This window comes from Streptomyces speibonae, assembly GCF_984686075.1.
Window position 1 is genome coordinate 5578844 of record NZ_OZ480260.1, and the last position, 17979, is coordinate 5596822.

General features: G+C 73.3%; 15 protein-coding genes and 2 pseudogenes. 8 read left to right on the forward strand and 9 right to left on the reverse strand.

All coding sequences use genetic code 11. From position 1 onward, the window contains the following. Window positions 1–640 precede the first annotated feature (640 nt). The 8 genes and pseudogenes from AC5L3C_RS24965 to AC5L3C_RS25000 form a co-directional block, all read right to left on the reverse strand. The gene (locus tag AC5L3C_RS24965) at window positions 641–3250 is read right to left on the reverse strand and encodes a serine/threonine-protein kinase (protein WP_493650931.1); all 2610 of its coding nucleotides are present in this window, start codon (window positions 3248–3250) and stop codon (window positions 641–643) included. 22 nt (window positions 3251–3272) lie between these two features. After that, on the reverse strand, window positions 3273–4610 hold the full coding sequence (locus AC5L3C_RS24970; protein WP_493650933.1) for a coiled-coil domain-containing protein: 1338 nt from the start codon (window positions 4608–4610) through the stop codon (window positions 3273–3275). 118 nt (window positions 4611–4728) lie between these two features. Then, window positions 4729–5796 (reverse strand): glutamate ABC transporter substrate-binding protein, encoded by a 1068-nt coding sequence (locus tag AC5L3C_RS24975; protein ID WP_493650934.1) that lies wholly within the window; start codon window positions 5794–5796, stop codon window positions 4729–4731. A 53-nt stretch (window positions 5797–5849) separates the two neighbouring features. Next, the gene (locus AC5L3C_RS24980; RefSeq protein ID WP_493650936.1) at window positions 5850–7328 is read right to left on the reverse strand and encodes a GlnX family signal transduction membrane protein; all 1479 of its coding nucleotides are present in this window, start codon (window positions 7326–7328) and stop codon (window positions 5850–5852) included. Window positions 7329–8088: 760 nt separating this feature from the next. Continuing rightward, window positions 8089–8265: pseudogene (locus tag AC5L3C_RS24985) on the reverse strand (carbohydrate ABC transporter permease); the annotation flags it as partial. Beyond that, window positions 8265–8396: pseudogene (locus AC5L3C_RS24990) on the reverse strand (ABC transporter substrate-binding protein); the annotation flags it as partial. The pseudogenes AC5L3C_RS24990 and AC5L3C_RS24985, both read right to left, overlap by 1 nt. A gap of 93 nt (window positions 8397–8489) precedes the next feature. Beyond that, entirely contained in the window at window positions 8490–9707 is a 1218-nt protein-coding gene (locus tag AC5L3C_RS24995; protein ID WP_493650938.1) for an ROK family transcriptional regulator, read from the reverse strand. 211 nt (window positions 9708–9918) lie between these two features. Further along, window positions 9919–11004 carry a mechanosensitive ion channel family protein gene (locus AC5L3C_RS25000; RefSeq protein WP_493650939.1) on the reverse strand — a complete coding sequence of 362 codons (1086 nt, stop codon included), beginning with the start codon at window positions 11002–11004 and terminating at the stop codon, window positions 9919–9921. A 315-nt stretch (window positions 11005–11319) separates the two neighbouring features. Here AC5L3C_RS25000 and AC5L3C_RS25005 point away from each other — a divergent pair, with 315 nt between their 5' ends. Continuing rightward, entirely contained in the window at window positions 11320–11856 is a 537-nt protein-coding gene (locus AC5L3C_RS25005) for an HNH endonuclease (protein ID WP_125506459.1), read from the forward strand. Between the two features lie 43 nt (window positions 11857–11899). On the opposite strand, the gene AC5L3C_RS25010 is transcribed toward AC5L3C_RS25005, so the two are convergent. Further along, the gene (locus AC5L3C_RS25010) at window positions 11900–12391 is read right to left on the reverse strand and encodes an Rrf2 family transcriptional regulator (RefSeq protein ID WP_493650940.1); all 492 of its coding nucleotides are present in this window, start codon (window positions 12389–12391) and stop codon (window positions 11900–11902) included. Window positions 12392–12500: 109 nt separating this feature from the next. On the opposite strand from AC5L3C_RS25010, the gene AC5L3C_RS25015 reads away from it, so the two are divergent. From AC5L3C_RS25015 to AC5L3C_RS25045, 7 genes are read left to right on the forward strand one after another with little or no spacing between them, the layout of a single operon-like run. Next, the gene (locus tag AC5L3C_RS25015; protein WP_493650942.1) at window positions 12501–13376 is read left to right on the forward strand and encodes an NAD(P)H-binding protein; all 876 of its coding nucleotides are present in this window, start codon (window positions 12501–12503) and stop codon (window positions 13374–13376) included. Window positions 13377–13432: 56 nt separating this feature from the next. Beyond that, on the forward strand, window positions 13433–14242 hold the full coding sequence (locus AC5L3C_RS25020) for an MBL fold metallo-hydrolase (protein WP_493650943.1): 810 nt from the start codon (window positions 13433–13435) through the stop codon (window positions 14240–14242). Window positions 14243–14259: 17 nt separating this feature from the next. Further along, a complete protein-coding gene (locus tag AC5L3C_RS25025; RefSeq protein WP_493650944.1) occupies window positions 14260–15183 on the forward strand; it encodes a fumarylacetoacetate hydrolase family protein in 924 nt (307 codons plus the stop codon). After that, window positions 15180–15623, forward strand: a complete 444-nt coding sequence (locus tag AC5L3C_RS25030; protein WP_493650946.1) for a nuclear transport factor 2 family protein — start codon at window positions 15180–15182, stop codon at window positions 15621–15623. The genes AC5L3C_RS25025 and AC5L3C_RS25030 overlap by 4 nt, the downstream gene beginning before the upstream one ends. Then, window positions 15623–16603, forward strand: coding sequence for a VOC family protein (locus tag AC5L3C_RS25035; protein ID WP_493650947.1), 981 nt, complete (start codon window positions 15623–15625; stop codon window positions 16601–16603). The genes AC5L3C_RS25030 and AC5L3C_RS25035 overlap by 1 nt, the downstream gene beginning before the upstream one ends. After that, window positions 16593–17219 carry a carboxymuconolactone decarboxylase family protein gene (locus AC5L3C_RS25040; RefSeq protein ID WP_493650949.1) on the forward strand — a complete coding sequence of 209 codons (627 nt, stop codon included), beginning with the start codon at window positions 16593–16595 and terminating at the stop codon, window positions 17217–17219. The genes AC5L3C_RS25035 and AC5L3C_RS25040 overlap by 11 nt, the downstream gene beginning before the upstream one ends. A 58-nt stretch (window positions 17220–17277) precedes the next feature. After that, window positions 17278–17979 carry a glutamine amidotransferase-related protein gene (locus AC5L3C_RS25045; RefSeq protein WP_493650951.1) on the forward strand — a complete coding sequence of 234 codons (702 nt, stop codon included), beginning with the start codon at window positions 17278–17280 and terminating at the stop codon, window positions 17977–17979.

Here is a 17979-nt window from a genome sequence, read left to right on the forward strand (position 1 = left end):
GGTGTCCGGCCGCGTGAGGTCCGGTGGCTGGGGTTCCGGTGGGGCCTCCGGCGGCGCGGCCTCCGGTGGCGGGCGTGCCCGCGTTGGGGGTGCCGGTGCCGGGGCGTCCGGCGGCTGGGGTTCGGGCGGGGTGTCCGGTCGCGTGAGGGCCGGTGGCTGGGGTTCCGGCGGCGGGGGCGCCCGCGCTGGGGGTTGCGGTGCCGGGGCGTCCGGCTGGGGTTCCGGTGGGGGCCCCGGTGGCGCGGCCTCCGGTGGCGGGCGTGCCCGCGTTGGGGAATTCGGGGCCGGGGTGTCCGGCGGCTGGGGCTCCGGGGGCAAGAGGGCCGGGGCCCGCGGCCGCGTGGGGGTCGTGCGGGTTGGTGGGGAGGGGGGAGCCGTCCGAGTTCGTGCCGGGGACGTCCGTCGGCTGGTGGGTCGGGGGGCCCTCCACGGAGCCGTCGTGGCGGGCGGACGGCCAGTCCGCCGGCACCTGAGGCGGCACCGAGCCGTTCAGTGTGATCGTCGGCTCGTCACTGGGCCGTGCGGGAACCACGGACAGGTCATATCCGCACGCACCGCAGAAACGATCACCCGACTCGAGGGGTTCCTCGCAGCTCGGGCATTTCGACAGAGCGGCCTGCTGAGGCATCTGCGACATCAACTACACCCACGTCCGGGGGCGGTAACGATTGGCACGTTCCACCAGGTCGATCCTCTCCTCGCCGCTCCGCGCCAGCCGGGCCAGCGTGCGGTACGAACGCTCCAGGCCGAAGCGCAGACCGCGCTCGTCCAGGCCGCTGCCGAGCAGCGTCCGTCCCCCGGCGGCGGGAGGGGCGGAACCCTGGCCCCCGGAGAGTACCCAGTCCAGACCGCAGCCGAGGACCTCGGCCGACAACTGCTCCCGCCGTGCCGGATCCAGCCCGTACGCCTCCAGGGCCTCGACCTGCCCGGCGGCGGCGGTCAGGTCGTTCAGGAACGGTACGTCACCGGCGGCGGCCGTACGCCCGCGCAGCCGCGCCCGGACGGCCGCCACCCGCGCGGCCGTGTAGTGGATGGAGGACTCCGGAACCGATTCCAGGGTCCGCACGGCACCCCCGCGGTCCCCGGCCGCCAACTGGACCCGGGCCAGCCCGAACGCGGCGCTCACATAGCTCGGATCGGTCGCCCACACCAGGCGGTAGTACTCCGCGGCGTTGTCCAACTGGCCCAGTACCTCCGCGCACAGGGCCAGCGCCAGCTTCGGCGCGATCTCGCCCGGGAAGGCGTCGTAGATCGCGTCGAAGGCGAGCGCGGCGCTCTCGTGATCGCCGGTGACCAGCGCGGCGACGCCCCGGTACCAGACCACCCGCCAGTCGTCGGGGTCGTGTTCCTCCACGGCGCGCAGCGTCTCCAGCGCGACGGCCCACTCGCCGGTCTCCAGCCGGGCGCGGACCTCGCGCAGCCGGGTCTCGGTCGACGGGGCGGGCGCCCCGGCCAGCGCGTTGATCAGCTCACCGGGTGCGGACGTGAGCAGGCCCGCGAGGAAACCCGCGTTGGGGTCGGACGGGTGGACGTGCGGCACGGGCAGCGCGAGCGCCGCGGTGGCGCAGTCGACCGGCTTGACGAGGGCGGGGGGCGCGGGCAGCGCGGGAGGCGCGGAGGCTGTGGAAGCGGGTGCCGTGGAAGCGGGTGCCGGGCGCGTTCTGCGGGAGGTCCGTGTCCTGTTGCCCAGCCGGGAGACGTCGCCCAGGGCGGTGAACAACTCCGTGTCCGTCACCCGCGGTTCCGGCCCGAACAGCGGCGACAGCGCCGGACGGGCCCGCCCCGACTGCAGCGAGACGACCTCGCGCAGCACACCCGTCAGCTGCTCGGTCATCTCCTGCGCCGAGGCGAACCTGCGCGCCGGGTCCGGGTCGGTGGCCCGGACGAGGAGCCGGTAGAAGGACTCGTACTGCCGGAACACCTCGATGGTGTCCGGGTCCGGCAGCGAGTCCACGTAGACCGTGGTGTAGCCCTGGAAGTCGAACGTCAGGACGGCGAGCGTACGGGCCACCGTGTACAGGTCCGACGCCACCGACGGGCCGACGTCGGCGACCTCCGGTGCCTGATAGCCGACCGTGCCGTAGATGGCCGACTCGTCGTCGTCCATCCGGCGCACCGCGCCCATGTCGATCAGCTTCAGCTCGTCCTCGGTCTGGATCGCGTTGTCGACCTTGAAGTCGCAGTACAGCAGGTTCCGGCTGTGCAGATGACCGAGCGCCTCCAGCGCCTCGATGCCGTACGCGCACGCCTGCTCCACCGGCAGCGGATCGCGCCTCCCCTCCGGTGTGCGGCGGGCGTTGGCGATCTCCTTGAGCGACTTGCCGCCGACGTACTCCATGACGATGTAACCGTCGAGCGAACCGGTGCGCTGGTCCAGGTGCTCCACGAAGTTGTAGATCCGCACGATGTTGGCGTGCTCGATCTCCGCGAGGAACCGCCGCTCGGAGATCGCCGCCGCCATCGCGTCCTGGTCGCCCGTGTCCAGCAGGCCCTTGAGGACCACCCAGCGGTCCGAGACCGCCCGGTCCACGGCGAGGTAGATCCAGCCCAGACCGCCGTGCGCCAGACAGCCGACCACCTCGTACTGGCCGTGCACCACGTCCCCGGGCCGCAGCTTCGGCACGAACGAGTACGGGTGCCCGCACTTGGTGCAGAACCCCTCCGTACGCCCCGGCCGGCCGCTGCGGGCCCGCCCCACCGGCGCCCCGCAGTCCGAACGCGAGCAGAACCGCTTGCGTTCGGGCACCTCGGGGTGGTCCAGCACCATCGCCCGCGGATCCGGGCGCGGGATCGGCGGCACCTGCACCAGGCCGGCGCCCAGCCGCCCCCGGCTGCCGGAGGAGGAGGCACCGGCGCCGGAGCTGCGCACCGACACCGAGCGGTTCGACGCGCGGCCCGACAGTGAGCGGGACAGGCGGCCGGAGACCGAGCGGCGGGACTTCGACGACTGGGACGACGTACGGGAGCTGCGGCCGGTGGAGCGGGAGCCTCGTGAGCTTCCGGTGCCCGAGCTGCCAGCGCTGCCCGAGCCGCCGGAGCTGCCCGAGCCGCCCGTGCCGGAGCCGCCGGACGTGATGCCGGTCGGGGGCGAGACGACCAGGCCCCTGGGCGACACGACCGGGGCCAGACCGCAGGTGTCGCAGTACAGTTCACCGCCGCCGACGTCCTCGTACGTGCCCCCGCAGTCCGGGCGCTGACAGGTACGCGGTGCCGCACCGGCGTCGGGCTGCTGCTGCTCCGGCTCGCTCATGACCGCGCCTCCCCCTTGTCCCTCATGCGTCCGGCCCCCTCCGGTCGTCGGGCCCGTTCTGGCCCGGTACCCGCGGGGCGGCCCCCAACTGCTCCAACGCCGCCTGCTGGTAGCGCAGCACCGCCTCCTCCGCGGCGCGCAGATCGCAGGGCGCGCTCCACAGCATGCGGCGCGCCTTCTCGTACCGCTCCACCAGGAAGGGGTCCTCCGCCAGCCCGTGCCGGGCCACCTTCGCCTTGTACGCGTCCAGCCGGCCGCGCAGCTCAGCGCGGACGGCCAGCGGCGCCGTGACCGCCGTCAACGACTCGCGGGCGCGCAGCAGTTCGTCCTCCGCCTTCTCCTCCAGCGACTCCAGGAGCGGGGACAGACGGTGCCACTGCGCGTGCCTGCGGTACTCGGCCGCCGTCGTCAACTGCTCCTGCAGAGCCGTCGGCGGACCGCTGACCACCGGCACCTCCGTCGCCGCGATCTTCGCCAGCACCTCGCCCCGCGCGGTGCGGGCCTCGGCGAGCGTGCGGTCGGCGCGGGACAGCACGTCACGCAGCCGGACGATCCTCTTCTCCGCGTCCTGACGCACCGTCAGTACCGCGTCGATCTCCCGGCGTACGTCCTCCAGCGCCCGGGCCTCCCGGTCGTAGACCGTGGTGTCGGGCCTGCCGCCGCCCGGCGCGGAACTGCCTTCGGCGGGCTTCCAGAACGCGAGCGGGTCGGACACCACCTGCTCGCGCAGCTTCGTCAGCGTGCGGGTGATCCGCTCCAGGTCGTCACCCGCCGGGTGCTCGCCCGGGCGCACCCCCACCGAGTGCGCGAGCCGGCTCGTGCGCTGGAGTTCGGCGGCCAGTAAATCGATCCTCGCGGGCAGCGCCGACCACACCGCGTCCGCGGCCACGACCATGTCCAGCGAGGTCGCGTACAGCTCGTTCATACGGTCGACGAGGGCGGCGAGCGAGTAGCGCTCGCTGAGTCTGCCGGGCCGGCCGCCGTGGAGGGTGGGCGCGTTGGCGGTCGCCGCCGCGCTGCCCGCGACCGTCACCGACTCGCCGCGCAGCAGCTCCGTCAGCTCCACCAGGTCCTCCCGGCTGGACCAGCGGCGGCGGGCGCGGATCTCCCGGGCGGTGCGCAACGCGGCCGTGTACGCGTCGAAGTAGGTCCACAGCAGCGTGATCGACGCCTCCGTGGATCTCCAGCGCTCCTCGGTGAGGCCGGTGAGCCGCGCGCCCTCAAGGAGTCTTCGGCCCGCGTGGTCCTGCAGGGCGAGGAGCGAGGTCTCGATCGCCTCGTGCTCCGCGCCGAGCCGCGCCAGCGCACGGTCCACCTCGTCCCGGTCCAGTACCGGCCCGGTGGGGTCCGTGTCGGCCATCGATCACCTCTCGCTGGGGAGTCGTTGATGCTGCTTGGGGCTCGCTCGGGTCGGCTTGGCTCTATTCGGGGTGGGGGTGGGTGGTTGGGGGAGGTGTGGGTGGTTGGGGTGGGTGGGGTCAGTCTTCTCGCAGGTACTCCGGGGGCGGGGGTTTCGATGCGGTGGGGTCCTCGCCCAGTGTCGCCGACAGCCAGTCCGCGTACGAGGCGTCCCAGCCGTCCGCGTCCTCACGGAAGTCGACCAGGATCTGGTTGACCCGGCGGACCAGGTCGTCCGCGTCCTCCTTCATCGCCACGCCGTAGTACTCGGCCGTGAACGCCTCACCCTTGAGCTCCACCGTCGGATCCTGCGCTGCCTGGCTGGCCGCGAGCGCCCCGTCGGTGACCACCGCGTTGACCTCCCCGAGTTGCAGCCGCACCAGACAGTCGAGCTGGTTGGGCACCGTCGTACTGATGTCCGTGGACTCCGGGAGCCGGCCGGCCTTCTTGTCCGCCTTCAGCTGCGTGTGCGCGGTCGATCCCGCCGCCGTGCATATCCTCTGGTCCGCGAGGGTCTTGTCGTACCCCTTGATCGGCGAGGACTTCGGGGCCAGGACCTGCTGCCCGGTCCTGAAGTACGGGGCGGAGAAGGCCACTTCCTGCATACGGTCGCAGTTGATCGTCATCGTACGGACGACCATGTCGACCCGGCCGCCCATGATCGCGTCCGTGCGCTGGTCGGTCGGGATCGCCTGGAACTGCACCGCGTTCGGGTCGCCGAGGATGTCCTCGGCGATGCGGTGCACCAAGTCGATGTCGAAGCCCTCGAGTTTGCCGGTCACGCCGCCGTTGGGGTCGCGGTAGCCCCAGCGGTAGCTGTTCTGGTCCACCCCGACGCGCAGCTTGCGCTTCTCGCCCTCACGGTTCTTGATCTCCTCGATCGTGGGGCCGTCGGCGGTGGAGGGGGGCAGCGTCTGCTTCTCCGGGTCGGTGCACTCCGCGTCGGCCCGGGCCTGGGTCGTTCGGCTCGCCTGGGACTGTGCGGGTGCGGCGGCGTCGGCGGGGCCGGAGGTGTTCGAGCCGTCGCGGTTCACGGAACCGGTGCAGGTCAGCATCAGGGCGAAGACCAGGGTGACGGCGCAGCCGGCCGCCATCGCTCCCACCCCGCCCCAGCCCCTCACGCCTGCCCGCAGGCGTCGTGCGGTCATCCTCGGCGTCCCCTTCGGCTCGGCCGGCCCCTTCGGGTGCGTTGCGTGTGCGTTCATCGGTACTCCGTCAGCCTGCGGCCGATGCCCAGCACCGCGCCCGCCGCCCCCAGCACGGCGAGGACCGCCGCGCCGGCCGGCAGGCCCGTCAGCGCGTCCCTGCCGTCGCCGGCAGCCTGCTTGAACTCGCGCTCCTCGTGCTTCAGCGCGGCGGCCAGGTTGTCATCGACGCTGTCGAAGCACTCGCCCGTCGCGCCCTTCGCGCCGATCACCATGTCCAGCGCCTGCTGGTAGTTGCCGTTCTCGTCCTGCGTGCGTGCCGCCTTGTGGCGCTTCTGCCACTCCGTCATATTGCCCACGGCCGCGGTGACCGGCTTCGCGCCGGCGTCGTCGTCCGCGAGGCGCTCGGCGCGGGCCAGGCCCTCGGCGAGGGTCTCCATGTCCTTGCCGAAGTCGTAGTCGTAGGCGTCGTACGTCTCGTCGCCCACCTCCGTCGTCTCCGCGCCGCGCGCCACCAGGGTCAGGTTCTCGTTGCCCCGGGCCTTCAGGGACGCGATGCGCGCGTCGTGCAGGACGTTGAGCGAGCGGACTCCGTGGTCGAAGGACTCGTTGAGGTTCGAGCGGGCGAGGGTGTGGCCTGCCGTCAGCCACAGCAGGACGATCGCGGCGGCCGCCGTCGCGGCCACGAGGCCGTGGTTGAGTACGCGGTTGGTGCGCAGGTAGTTGCGGCGCTGGGCCCAGGCGAGCGCGGCGAGCACGGCGACGCCGAGGGCTATCGCGAGCCAGGGGTACGGGGTCGCGTCCGCGTAGTCGTCGCTGAGACGCCGGTTCTCGCTGGTGTAGAGGTCCTCCGCCGCCGGGAGCATCTCCTCCTGCATCTTCTCGTTCGCGTACCGGAGGTAGGCGCCGCCGACGGGGTAGCCCTGGCGGTTGTACGTGCGGGCGCGTTCGACCAGGCCCTTGTACTCCGGGAGCAGGCGGTTGAGTTCGGCGATCGTCGTCGCGGAGGGGGAGCCGGGCTCCGCGTTGGCGGCGGCGTTGACGAGTTTCTCGGCCGCGGTGCGGATGTCCAGCTCGTAGCGCTCCCGGGAGCGGGGGGTCTCCTGACCGCCGGCGAGGAAGCCGCTGGACGCGGTGGTGTTGGCGTCGGCGAGGGAGCGGTAGATCTCGGCGGCGTCGGTGGTGAGCGGCTGGCTGCTGGTGAGGACGTCGTTGGCGGCGTCGGCCCGCTCGGTCATCTGCCAGGCGGTGACGGCGCCGAACGCGACGACGAGGGTGGCGAGGACCGCGCCGATGATGCGGAGGCGGCCGGGTTCCGTGGTGGCGGCCCTGCGGACGCGGTCCACGCCGTCGGCGAAGGCGGTACGGCGGGTGCCGGCGGGGGGCGCGGGGGGTGGGGTGGTGTGCGGGTGTCCCGGTTGGCCCGGTTGACCACCCGGTGCCGGCGTGCGCTGCGGTGGCATCGCGGGCAGTGCGGGCAGTGCGGGCGCGGCGTTGCCCGGTGGTGGCGCCGTGCTCTTCGGCGTGTTGGTCACTTGCCCCCCCATGGTCCTCCTCCGCGGCAAGTATCGCCGCCGGGGCTGACATATGCACCGGCCTTGGCACGATCTTGATCCAATCGCAGTGCGATTGCCGGTCATGACGATGCTGCTGCCGCCCCCACCCTGCCCAGGAACACGCCTCGGAAATCGGTTCGGTTCCCAACGGACGTACGCCTGCGGCGCAGCTGCGGGTGCGGTGGGGGTGCGCGTAGCGCCCACGGGGGGTGGGTGGTGCGGGGGCGGGTCGGGGGTGTACGTCCTCGGACTGGCGCGATTGTGCTTGTTGGCGGGAGGTGAACGGCGCGGACGCGCCAGCCACTGCGGGCGCACACCCCCGCCCCGCCCCCTCCTCGCCGTCGGCGCCTGCCGCGCGGCTGCGGGCTGCGCGCCGCCGCTTCCCGCCATCCGCGCCGTCCGCGTGATCCGCGCCGTCCGCGTGATCCGCGTGATCCGCGCGAGCCCCGCGAGCCTCGCGATCCGCGGGCAGTCGTGCCTCCCCCAGAGCCTGAAGGGCCTGGGAGGCACCCCCATGGGCGATGGGGGTCCCCCGCTCATGGGGGTACCTCCCGCTCGAGCGAAGCCGAGAGTGGGGGAGGCACTCCGCTGGCGCCGGGCTGCGTGAACACCCCGGTCCACGCCAACGCAGGGCACCTGCGGACCGCGCCGGCTGTGCAACAGCCCCCGGTCACCGCAAGGTCCGGCGGCCGCAGGCGCCGTGGGGCGGGGGCTGGGCGCTGGCCGAGGAGGCGCATAGTCATCCCTTGACTCCGGTGAGGGTGATGCCCTCGACGAACGCCTTCTGGGCGAAGAAGAACACGAGGATCACGGGCGCCATGACGAGCACGGTCGCCGCCATGGAGAGGTTCCAGTCGGTGTGGTGGGCCCCCTTGAAGGACTCCAGACCGTAGGACAGGGTCCACGCGGCCGGTTCTCCACCGTGATGTTGGGGTGTTCCTTCTCGAAGCGGTCCACGGTGGCCTGGACGGCCTTCACCTCGGCGAGGGCGCGCCGGCCGTGCCAGAAGGTGAGGGTGGTCTCGGCGTCGGGGTCGTCGGTGGCGCCGTCCGCCGGGGCAAGGATCGCTTTCCTTTATATTCCGGGCATAGCGGTGCTCCCTGGGGCAAGGGGTGGGAGGGGGAAGGGGGTGCGGCGGGGTCAGCGGGAGGTGTCGAAGACCTCGTCGCGGGTGGTCGCCAGCGCGCTCTCCAACGCGCCGCGCAGGACGGGGTGTTCACGGACGTCGCCCACGACGAGCCGGGGGCGGGGCGCGGCCAGTTCCTCCAGTTCGGACTGGATCAGGGCGCGCAGCACCTCGCCGCCCGAGGTGAGGCCGGTGCCGCTCAGAACGACGAGTTCGGGGTCGAGGACGGAGACGAGGGAGGCGAGGCCGGTGGCCAGGCGGGTGGCGTAGGTGCGCAGGAGGCGGCGGTGGGGGCCGTCGTCGTCGGGGAGCGCGGCGGCGCGTTCGAGGAGGGCGGCCGCCGCCTCGGGGTAGGCGTTCTGGGGGATGTCCTCGATGCCGAGTTCGCGGGCGAGCCGGGGGACGGCCTGGGAGCCGGCGAGCTCCTGGAAGCCGCCGCTGTTGGCCTTGGTGACCTGGCGGACCAGGGGGGTGCCCGGCACCGGCAGGAAGCCGACCTCGCCGGCGCCGCCGGTCCAGCCGCGGTGCAGCCGGCCGCCGAGGACCAGGGCGGCGCCCAGGCCCTCCTGGTTCCACAGAAGCACGAAGTCGCTGTGGTCGCGGGCCGCGCCCAGGCGTTGTTCGGCGACGGCGACCAGGTTGACGTCGTTCTCGTACTCGAACGGCATCGGCAGGGCGGCGGCCAGTTCGTCGAGCAGGGTGGGGGAGTGCCAGCCGGGGAGGTGGGAGGCGTAGCGCAGGCGGCCGGTGTTCGGGTCGAAGGCGCCGGGGGTCCCTATGACCACGCGGTGGACGTCCGCCCGGGTCAGTCCCGCCGCCTTCACCGCGCCGTCCAGCGCGTCGGTGACCTGCTGGACGACGGGGACGGTGGCGCGGCGGCCGGGGGCGGGCACCTCGTGGAGGCCGATGGTGCGGCCGGTGATGTCGGCGACGGCGGCGCGGATCCGCCGGGGGGTGACGTCGAGTCCGGCGGCGTGGGCGGCGGACGGGTTGACCTCGTACAGCTGGGCGTTGGGGCCCGGGCGGCCCTCGGTGGTGCCGGTGGCGAGGACCAGTCCGGCCGCTTCGAGGCGGGCCAGGAGCTGGGAGGCGGTGGGCTTGGACAGGCCGGTGAGCTTGCCGATCCGGGTGCGGGAGAGCGGGCCGTGCGCCAGCAGGAGGTCCAGGGCGGTGCGGTCGTTCATGGCGCGCAGCACGCGCGGGGTGCCCGGCGTACCGGCGGTTCCTGCCATGGGGTGCGACACCTGCCCTTCTTCACCGCTCAGCTTCTCAGCGGCCGGTGCGGGACGTCCATCCCGGGCGGCCGCGTCGGTCGGTCACTGTTAGGAAAGTTTCCTGTCGGATGTCCAGGAACGTAAGCCCGGTGCGGAGGGGGCGTCAAGGGGGGAGACGGCACAGGGCGGCACCCGGGGATTCCGGGTGCCGCCCTGTGTGGGGCGGCGGTTACTTCGTGGTGCTCGTCGGGGGCAGCGGGGACGCGGCGATGGACTGCGGGGAGACGGAGCTGGCGTAGGCGGAGGGGGCCGCCATGCCGGCCGTCGGGTCGGGGGCCGGCGCGTCCTCCACGGCCGTGGCGCCGCCGACGATGGGGATGCCCCGGGCGTCGAACGCCTGCTTGATGCGCCAGCGCAGTTCCCGCTCCACGGTCAGGGACTTGCCCGGCATGGTCTTCGCCGAGACCCGGACCACCATCGACTCCAGCAGCACCGAGTCCAGGCCGAGCACCTCGATCGGGCTCCACAGGAACTCGTTCCAGGGCTCCTCCTTGCCCATCTTCTCGGCGACCTGGTCCAGCGTGGCCTTCACCCGGTCCAGATCCTCGTCGGAGCGGACCGTGACGTCGACGCCCGCGGTCGCCCAGCCCTGGGAGAGGTTGCCTATGCGCTTGACCTCGCCGTTGCGCAGGTACCAGATCGCGCCGTTCTCGCCGCGCAGCTTGGTCACCCGCAGCCCGACCTCGATGACCTCGCCGGAGGCCACCCCGGCGTCGATCGAGTCGCCGACGCCGTACTGGTCCTCAAGGATCATGAAGACGCCCGACAGGAAGTCCGTCACCAGGTTCCGCGCGCCGAAACCGATCGCCACGCCCGCGACACCGGCCGAGGCCAGCAGCGGCGCGAGGTTGATCTGGAAGGTGCCCAGGATCATCAGCGCGGCCGTGCCCATGATCAGGAAGGACGCCACCGAACGCAGCACCGAGCCGATCGCCTGCGAGCGCTGCCGGCGCCGCTCGGCGTTGACCAGCAGACCGCCGAGCGTGCCGCCGTCCACCGCCTGGCCGGTCCGGGACATCCGGTCGACCAGCTTGGTGATGGCCCGCCGCACCACGACTCTCAGCACCACCGCGATCACCAGGATCAGCAGGACCCTGAGCCCGATCGCGAGCCACGTCGACCAGTTCTCCTCGACCCAGCCCGCGGCGTTGGTGGCGCTCTCCTGGGCGTCCTCGAGCGAGGGCACCCGCGGGGTGCCGGACTCCGAGGGCGTCGGCGACGGATCGGCGGCCGGCAGGGAGACGGACAAGGACACGGCAGGTACCTCCAGGTGCACACACTGCCTCCGGTGCGGCGGTCAAGGCCGATGAGGTCACGATCGGGTCACCGGACGGGCAGAACCACCACACTAACGGGGCATTGTGCGGGGCACGGCCGAGTGTGTGAAGAAGAGATGGTGCTCACTGCGCGTGAACAGGCCATGATCCTGGGGATGAACCCGGAGTGTGGTCGAAAACACTCCCAGCCCGTTACCGGGACATGGTGGCGCTTCCACCAGGCATGAGGGGAAACTGACTACGGATCGTCCCGGCGCGAGCCACGCGCCGCCGGCGTACAAGGAGGCCATTCCGTGCCGCATGTCCTGGTCCTCAACGCGTCGTACGAGCCGCTCGGTGTCGTACCGCTCCGCCGCGCGCTCGTGCTCGTCCTCGAGAACAAGGCAGTCTGCCTCGAGGAGACCGGCGCCTATCTGCACAGCGCGACCGTCACAGTCCCCGCACCCAGCGTGGTCCGGCTCAAGCGTTTTGTGCGGGTCCCCTACCGGGGGCCCGTTCCCCTCACCCGCCGCGCGCTCTTCGCCCGCGACGGGGGCCGGTGCATGTACTGCGGTGGCGTCGCAACCAGCGTCGACCACGTCATCCCGCGCAGTCGCGGGGGCAAGCACGTCTGGGACAACGTGGTGGCGTCATGCCGCCGCTGCAACCACGTGAAGGCCGACCGCCATCTGATCGAGCTGGGGTGGCGCCTGCGCCACAAACCGGCTCCGCCCACGGGTCTGGCCTGGCGCATCATCGGCACGGGCCATAGGGACCCGCGCTGGCTGCCGTACCTGCAACCGTACGGCGCGGACGACGCCATGGCCCGGATCGACGGCATCTCTGCCTGACACCGATCCGGGCCATTCGTATCGGCGGATCGGCCGGCGGGCGTCAGGACGGTGCCTCCGCGGCGGTGTCGGGGGGCAGGGACTCCGCGACGGCGTCCCGGGGCAGGGTCTCCGCCTCCACCACTCCGTCCAGTACGTCCCGCACGGTGTAGCGGCCGAGGGTGGTCGCCACCGCGTCGGCCACCGTGCGGTCCAGCGCGGTGAGCGTCCTGCGCACGCCGCGGCCGGTGGCGCAGGAGGGGTCGGGGCCGTGCAGGCCGAGGACGGGTTCGTCGCCCTGGAAGAGCTGCCAGACCTGCTCCAGGGTGATGCGGGCGGGGTCCGCCGCCAGCACGGAGCCGCCGTTGACCCCGGGGCGTGAGTCGACCAGCCCCGCGCCGCGCAGCGGCCCGAGGACACGGCGGACGTAGACCGGGTTGGCGTTGGTGCTTCGGGAGAGCTCCTCCGAGCTCACGGCGCGGCCGTCGGAGATGCCGGCCAGGTAGGTCAGTACGTGGACGGCGACGGCGAACCGGGTGTTGGTGGGTCGGACCATGCCTCCATCTTGCCCTTTTGTAGCCGCCGTGGCTACGCTTCAAGTAATTCGTAGCTGAGACGGCTACAAAAATCCGTAGCCATTCTGATTACAGTTAGGGGTGAGGGTGATGATCGGCATCACCGGCGCTTCCGGACCGCTCGGCCGCGCCACCGCCGAGGCGGTGCTGCGCACCGTCGACCCGCGCGAGGTCGTCCTGACCACGCGCTCGCCGGACACGCTCGCCGACCTCGCCGCGCGGGGCGTCCAGGTGCGGCGCGCCGACTTCGACCGGTACCGGGAGCTCACCGACGCGTTCGCGGGCGTCGAGCGGCTGCTGCTCGTCTCCACCGACCACGTGGGCGGCCGGCTCGCCCAGCACCGGGCGGCCGTCACGGCGGCGGCCCGGGCGGGGGTGGCGCACATCGTCTACACCTCCGTGCCCGACCCGGTCCCGGCCAACCCGGCCGTGGTGGTCGCCGACCACGCGGGCACCGAGCGGGCGCTGCGCGAGAGCGGGCTGCGCTGGACCGTGCTCCGCAACCACCTCTACGCCCACCTCCAGGTGCCCGTGATCCAGCGGGCGGCGGCCGACGGACGGCTCGTCACCAACGCCGGCCACGGCAGGTCCGCCCACGTCTGGCGGGAGGACTGCGCCGAAGCCGCCGCCGCGGTGCTCACCCAGGACGGGCACGAGGACCGCGCCCTCGACATCAGCGGCCCGCGCGCGCTCGACGCCGACGACCTCGCGGCGCTGGCCGGCGAGATCGCGGGCCGTGACGTGGAGGTCGTGCACGTCGGCGACGACGAGTTCGCGGCCGGACTGCGCGCCTCCGGGCTCCCCGAACCCGCGGTCGCGATGGTCACCTCCTTCGGTGCCGCGACCCGCGCCGGCCACCTCGCCCGCCCCACCGACGCCGTCACCGACCTCACCGGCCGCGCCCCGCGCCCCCTGGAGGACGCCGTCCGCGCCGCCCTCGGCATACGTCCCGCCCACCGCCCCTGACGCGCACCGCACCAGGCCCCCCCGCACGCTTCCCGCACCTCAAGGAGACCCACACCATGACCACCGCGAACGACACGGCCGTGACCGGCGCCGGCACCGAGCTCCAGCTGCGCCGCCTCGGCTGGGCGGGCGTCGAGGTCCGCCTCGGCGAGACCCGCGTCGTCATCGACGCGCTCGAGAACGTCGAACCCCTCCGCCCCGTCCTCGGCCGCCCCAAGCGCCCCCTGCCCGCCGTCGACGTCCCCGCCGGCACCCACGCCCTGATCACCCACCTCCACCCCGACCACTACGACCGGGACCTCGTCGGGCGCCTCGCCGCCACCGGCACCGCCGGCTGCCACACCACCAGCGCGGCCGCCCTGGCCGAGGACGGCATCGAGGCCGTGGCACAGGAACTCGGACAGCCGCGCCGCATCGGAGAGCTGACCGTCACACCGGTCGTCTCCCTGGACTGGCGGGGCACCGACTCTCACCAGGTCGCCTGGGTCGTGGAGGGCGCGGGGCGGCGCGTCATCCACTGCGGGGACACCATGTGGCACGGCAACTGGTGGCAGATCGCCCGCGACCACGGCCCCTTCGACGTGGCGTTCCTCCCGGTCAACGGCGTCATCGCACGCTTCGAGGGCTACGAGGCCCACGTGCCCGTCACGCTCACCCCCGAACAGGCCGTGGAGGCCGCCGCCGTCCTCGGTGCCACCGCCGCCTGCGCCATCCACTACGAGCTGTTCAACAACCCTCCCGCCTACACCGAACAGCCCGACATCCCCGACCGGTTCCGCCGCGCCGCCGAGGCCCGGGGCGTCATCCCGCACCTCGTGGCCGACGGCGGAAGCGTGCCGCTGCCCGTGGCCGCCGCACAGAGCTGAGAGCGAAGGCAGTCGCCATGAGGTTCGCAACCATCGAGCGCACGAACGGCACGGCCGCCGTCGTGGCGGTCTCGGACACCGAGGCCGCCGTACTGCCGGACGGCTTCACCGACGTCGCACACGTCATCGCCGCGTCCGAGGAGGCCCGGGCGGCGGCGGTCGCCCAGGCGCTGCGCACGGGCCGGCGCCTGCCCGTGGCGGAGCTGTCCTGGCTGCCGCCGGTGCCCCGGCCGGGCAAGGTGCTGTGCGTCGCCCTCAACAACAGCGCCAACCCGGACCGCATCCTGTCCGGCCCGGACACCCCCGCCCTGTTCCTCAAGCCCTCGACGGCGCTGGTCGGCCACGGCCGCGCCATCCGGCTGCGCGAGGACGACGGACGGGTCCACCCGGAACCCGAACTCGCCGTCGTCATCGGCCGGTCCGCCACCGACGTCGACCCCGCCGACGCCCTCTCCCACGTGTTCGGCTACACCGTCCTCAACGACATCACCGCACCCGGCCTGCGCGCCGAGGACACCTTCCACTACGGGGCGATCCACCCCGACCCGCAGGCCGCCGACGGCGTGCGCACCGTGGAGAGCTGGGTCAGCTACCCCGGCCGCTACAAGGGCTCCGACACCTTCGCACCCCTGGGCCCCTGGGTCGTCACCGCCGACGAGGTGCCCGACCCGCACGCCCTGCGCATCACCTGCTCCCACGACGGCCGGACCGTCACCGACGACACCACGGCCCATCTGCGGTTCGGTGTCGCGCAGGTGATCGCGTTCGCCTCCCGCTACCTGACCCTGGAACCGGGCGACGTGATCGGCATGGGCACGGCGCTGCGCCGCTCGGCCACGGGCGGCGCGGTGCAGAACCTCGACCTCAACCGCCTCGGCGGACGGGTGGAGATCACCATCGACCGCGTCGGCACCCTCGCCAACACCGTGGAGTGGCGATGACCGTCGACCCGGCCACCCGCGCGGAACTGGCCGACCTCAACGCCCGTTTCGCCTGGGCCCTCGACCTGCACGACTTCGACGCCCTGCGCGACCTGCTCGCACCGGACGTCCACTACGCGGGCGGCAGCGGCGAGTTCCACGACGCCGACGCCGTCATCGCCTCCTTCCGCGCCCGCCCCGGCACCCGCACCACCCGGCACGGCCTGGGCAACCTCCTGCTGCGCGAGGGACCGCACGCCACCGTGCTCGGCCGCTCCAGCTGGCACACCTTCGCCGCCAACACCGACCCGGCGCCCGGCGTGCCGCTGTTCATGGTCGCCGACTTCCACGACATCTACGCCCGCGACGCCTACGGGTCCTGGCGGATCGCCGAGCGCGTCATCGCGCCCGTCTTCCGCGACGACGCCCTCGCGCCGCCCCGCACCCCCGGAGCACCGTGATGACCGACGAACCCCGCCACGAACTCGCCCACCTCGGCCCCCACGCCCTGCGCACCCCCGACCCCGAGGGCACCCTGCGCTACTTCACCGGCCTGCTCGGCATGGACGTCGTCGCCGAGGAGGGCAGGGCCACCTACCTGCGGGCCTACGGCGACTACGAGGCATGGTCGCTCAAGGTGATCGCCGACGAACGCGCCGAACCCGCCTGGGTCTCCTGGCGCACCTGGAGCCCCGGCGCCCTGCTGCGCCGTACCGATTGGCTCGAGACCCACGGACACCGGGGCCGCTGGGTCCCGGCCGACCGCGGCATCGGCCCCTGGTACGAGTTCACCGACCCCGACGGACACGTCTTCCGCCTCTACCACGGCACCCGGCGCCACACCGCCCCGCCGGAGAGCCGCCCGGCCGTCCCGACCAACCACCAGGCCTACGCGGGGCGCGGCGCGAACGTCCGCCGCCTCGACCACGTCAACCTCCTCGCCCGCGACGTCCGCGCCTGCCGCGAGTTCTGGGAGACGGCGTTCGGGCTGCGCACGTACGAGATCGTCCGCCGGCCCGACGGCCACCGGGAGGCCGCCGCCTGGATGAGCAGCTCCATCCAGGGCCACGAACTCATCTACACCGGCGAGAACACCGCGGCCCAGGGACGGCTGCACCATCTCGCGTACGTCGTCGACAGCCGCGAGGAGGTGCTGCGCGCCGCCGAGATCGTCGCCGACGCGCGCATACCGATCGAGGCCGGGCCCTCCCGGCACACCGCCATCCAGGGCTTCTACCTCTACACCCGCGAACCCGGCGGCCACCGCATCGAGATCGCCCACGGCGGCTACCTCGTGTTCGCCCCCGACAGCGAGCCCCACATCTGGAACGCCGAGGAGTGGAAGGCCAAGCCCGGCTGGGGCGCCCCCCTGCCACCGGAGTTCCACCTCTACGGCACCCCGCCCGACGGCACGGCACCGGGAGGCGACGATGCACGCTGAACGGACGCGCACGGAACGCCTCCTGCCGCCCCCGCCGCATCAACTCCCCCCGGGCCAGGCGGTCTTCCGCCGCCGCCTGCTCGACGGGCCCCGGGGGCGGCGCGGGGACGTGCCGCTGACCGACGAACGGGGCGCCCTCGTCGGCCCGTTCGCCGTCATGGCCGTCGCCCCCGGCGTCGGCGACGCGGTGCAGAACCTGGGCGCCGCGCTCCGGTACACCGCCGGGCTCGACCCGCTGCTGCGGGAGGCGGCGGTCCTGCTCGTCGCGGCCCACCACGACAGTGCCTTCGAGTGGTACGCCCATGAGCCCGCCGCGCGCCGGCTCGGTCTCGGCGACGGCGAACTCGCCCTGCTGCGTGCCGGAAAGCCGCCGCGGCGCGTCTCGCCGGCGCACCGCGACGCACTGCACGCCGTCTGCGTGATGCTCCGCACCGGAGGCCTGGACGACGCCACCTACGCCGACACCGTGGCCGCGCTGGGCGAACGCGCCCTGGCCGAACTGGTGTGGCTCACCGGCTACTACACGATGCTCGCCCTCGCCCTGAACGTCTTCGACCCGCCCGGCCCGCCCGCTCCTCCCGGCCCATCGGGTCAGGGGCCCGCCGCCGCCCCCTGACCGGCCCCTCCGTACAACCCGCTCCACCGCGCCACCACCTATACCGAGGAACGCAGCCATGCGCGTACACATCGTCGTCCACGAGTCGTTCGAAGGCCCCGGAGCCATCGAGGACTGGGCCCGCACCAGGGGCCACGCCCTCACCCGCACCCGTCTCCACGAGGGGGACGCGCTCCCGGCGTCCGCCTCCGGCATCGACCTGCTCGTGGTCATGGGCGGGCCGCAGAGCACCACCACGACCACCGAGGAGTGCCGGCACTTCGACGCCGCCGCGGAGCAGGCCCTGATCGCCGCCTGCGTCACGGCGGGCGCGGCGGTCGTCGGCGTCTGCCTCGGCGCCCAGCTCCTCGGCGAGGCCCTGGGCGCCCCCGCCGAGCCGAGCCCGTACCGGGAGGCGGGCGCCTTCCCCGTCACCCTCACCGCGCAGGGCCGCCGCCACCCCTTCCTCGCCGGCTTCGGCGACTCCTTCACCGCGGGCCACTGGCACAGCGACATGCCCGGCCTCACCCCCGGCGCGGCCGTCCTCGCCGCCAGTGCCGGCTGCCCCCGCCAGATCGTCGCCTACGGGGACCACGTCTACGGCTTCCAGTGCCACCTGGAGTTCACACCGGACCTGGTACGGGACCTGCTCGCCCGCACGAACGACGAAGCCCCCCGCCCCGAGGGCCCCTTCGACCGCCCCGACGGCCTGCGGACCCTCGACCTCCCGGCCATGAACCACCGGCTCACGTCCTTCCTCGACCGCCTCGCGGGGGTGTGA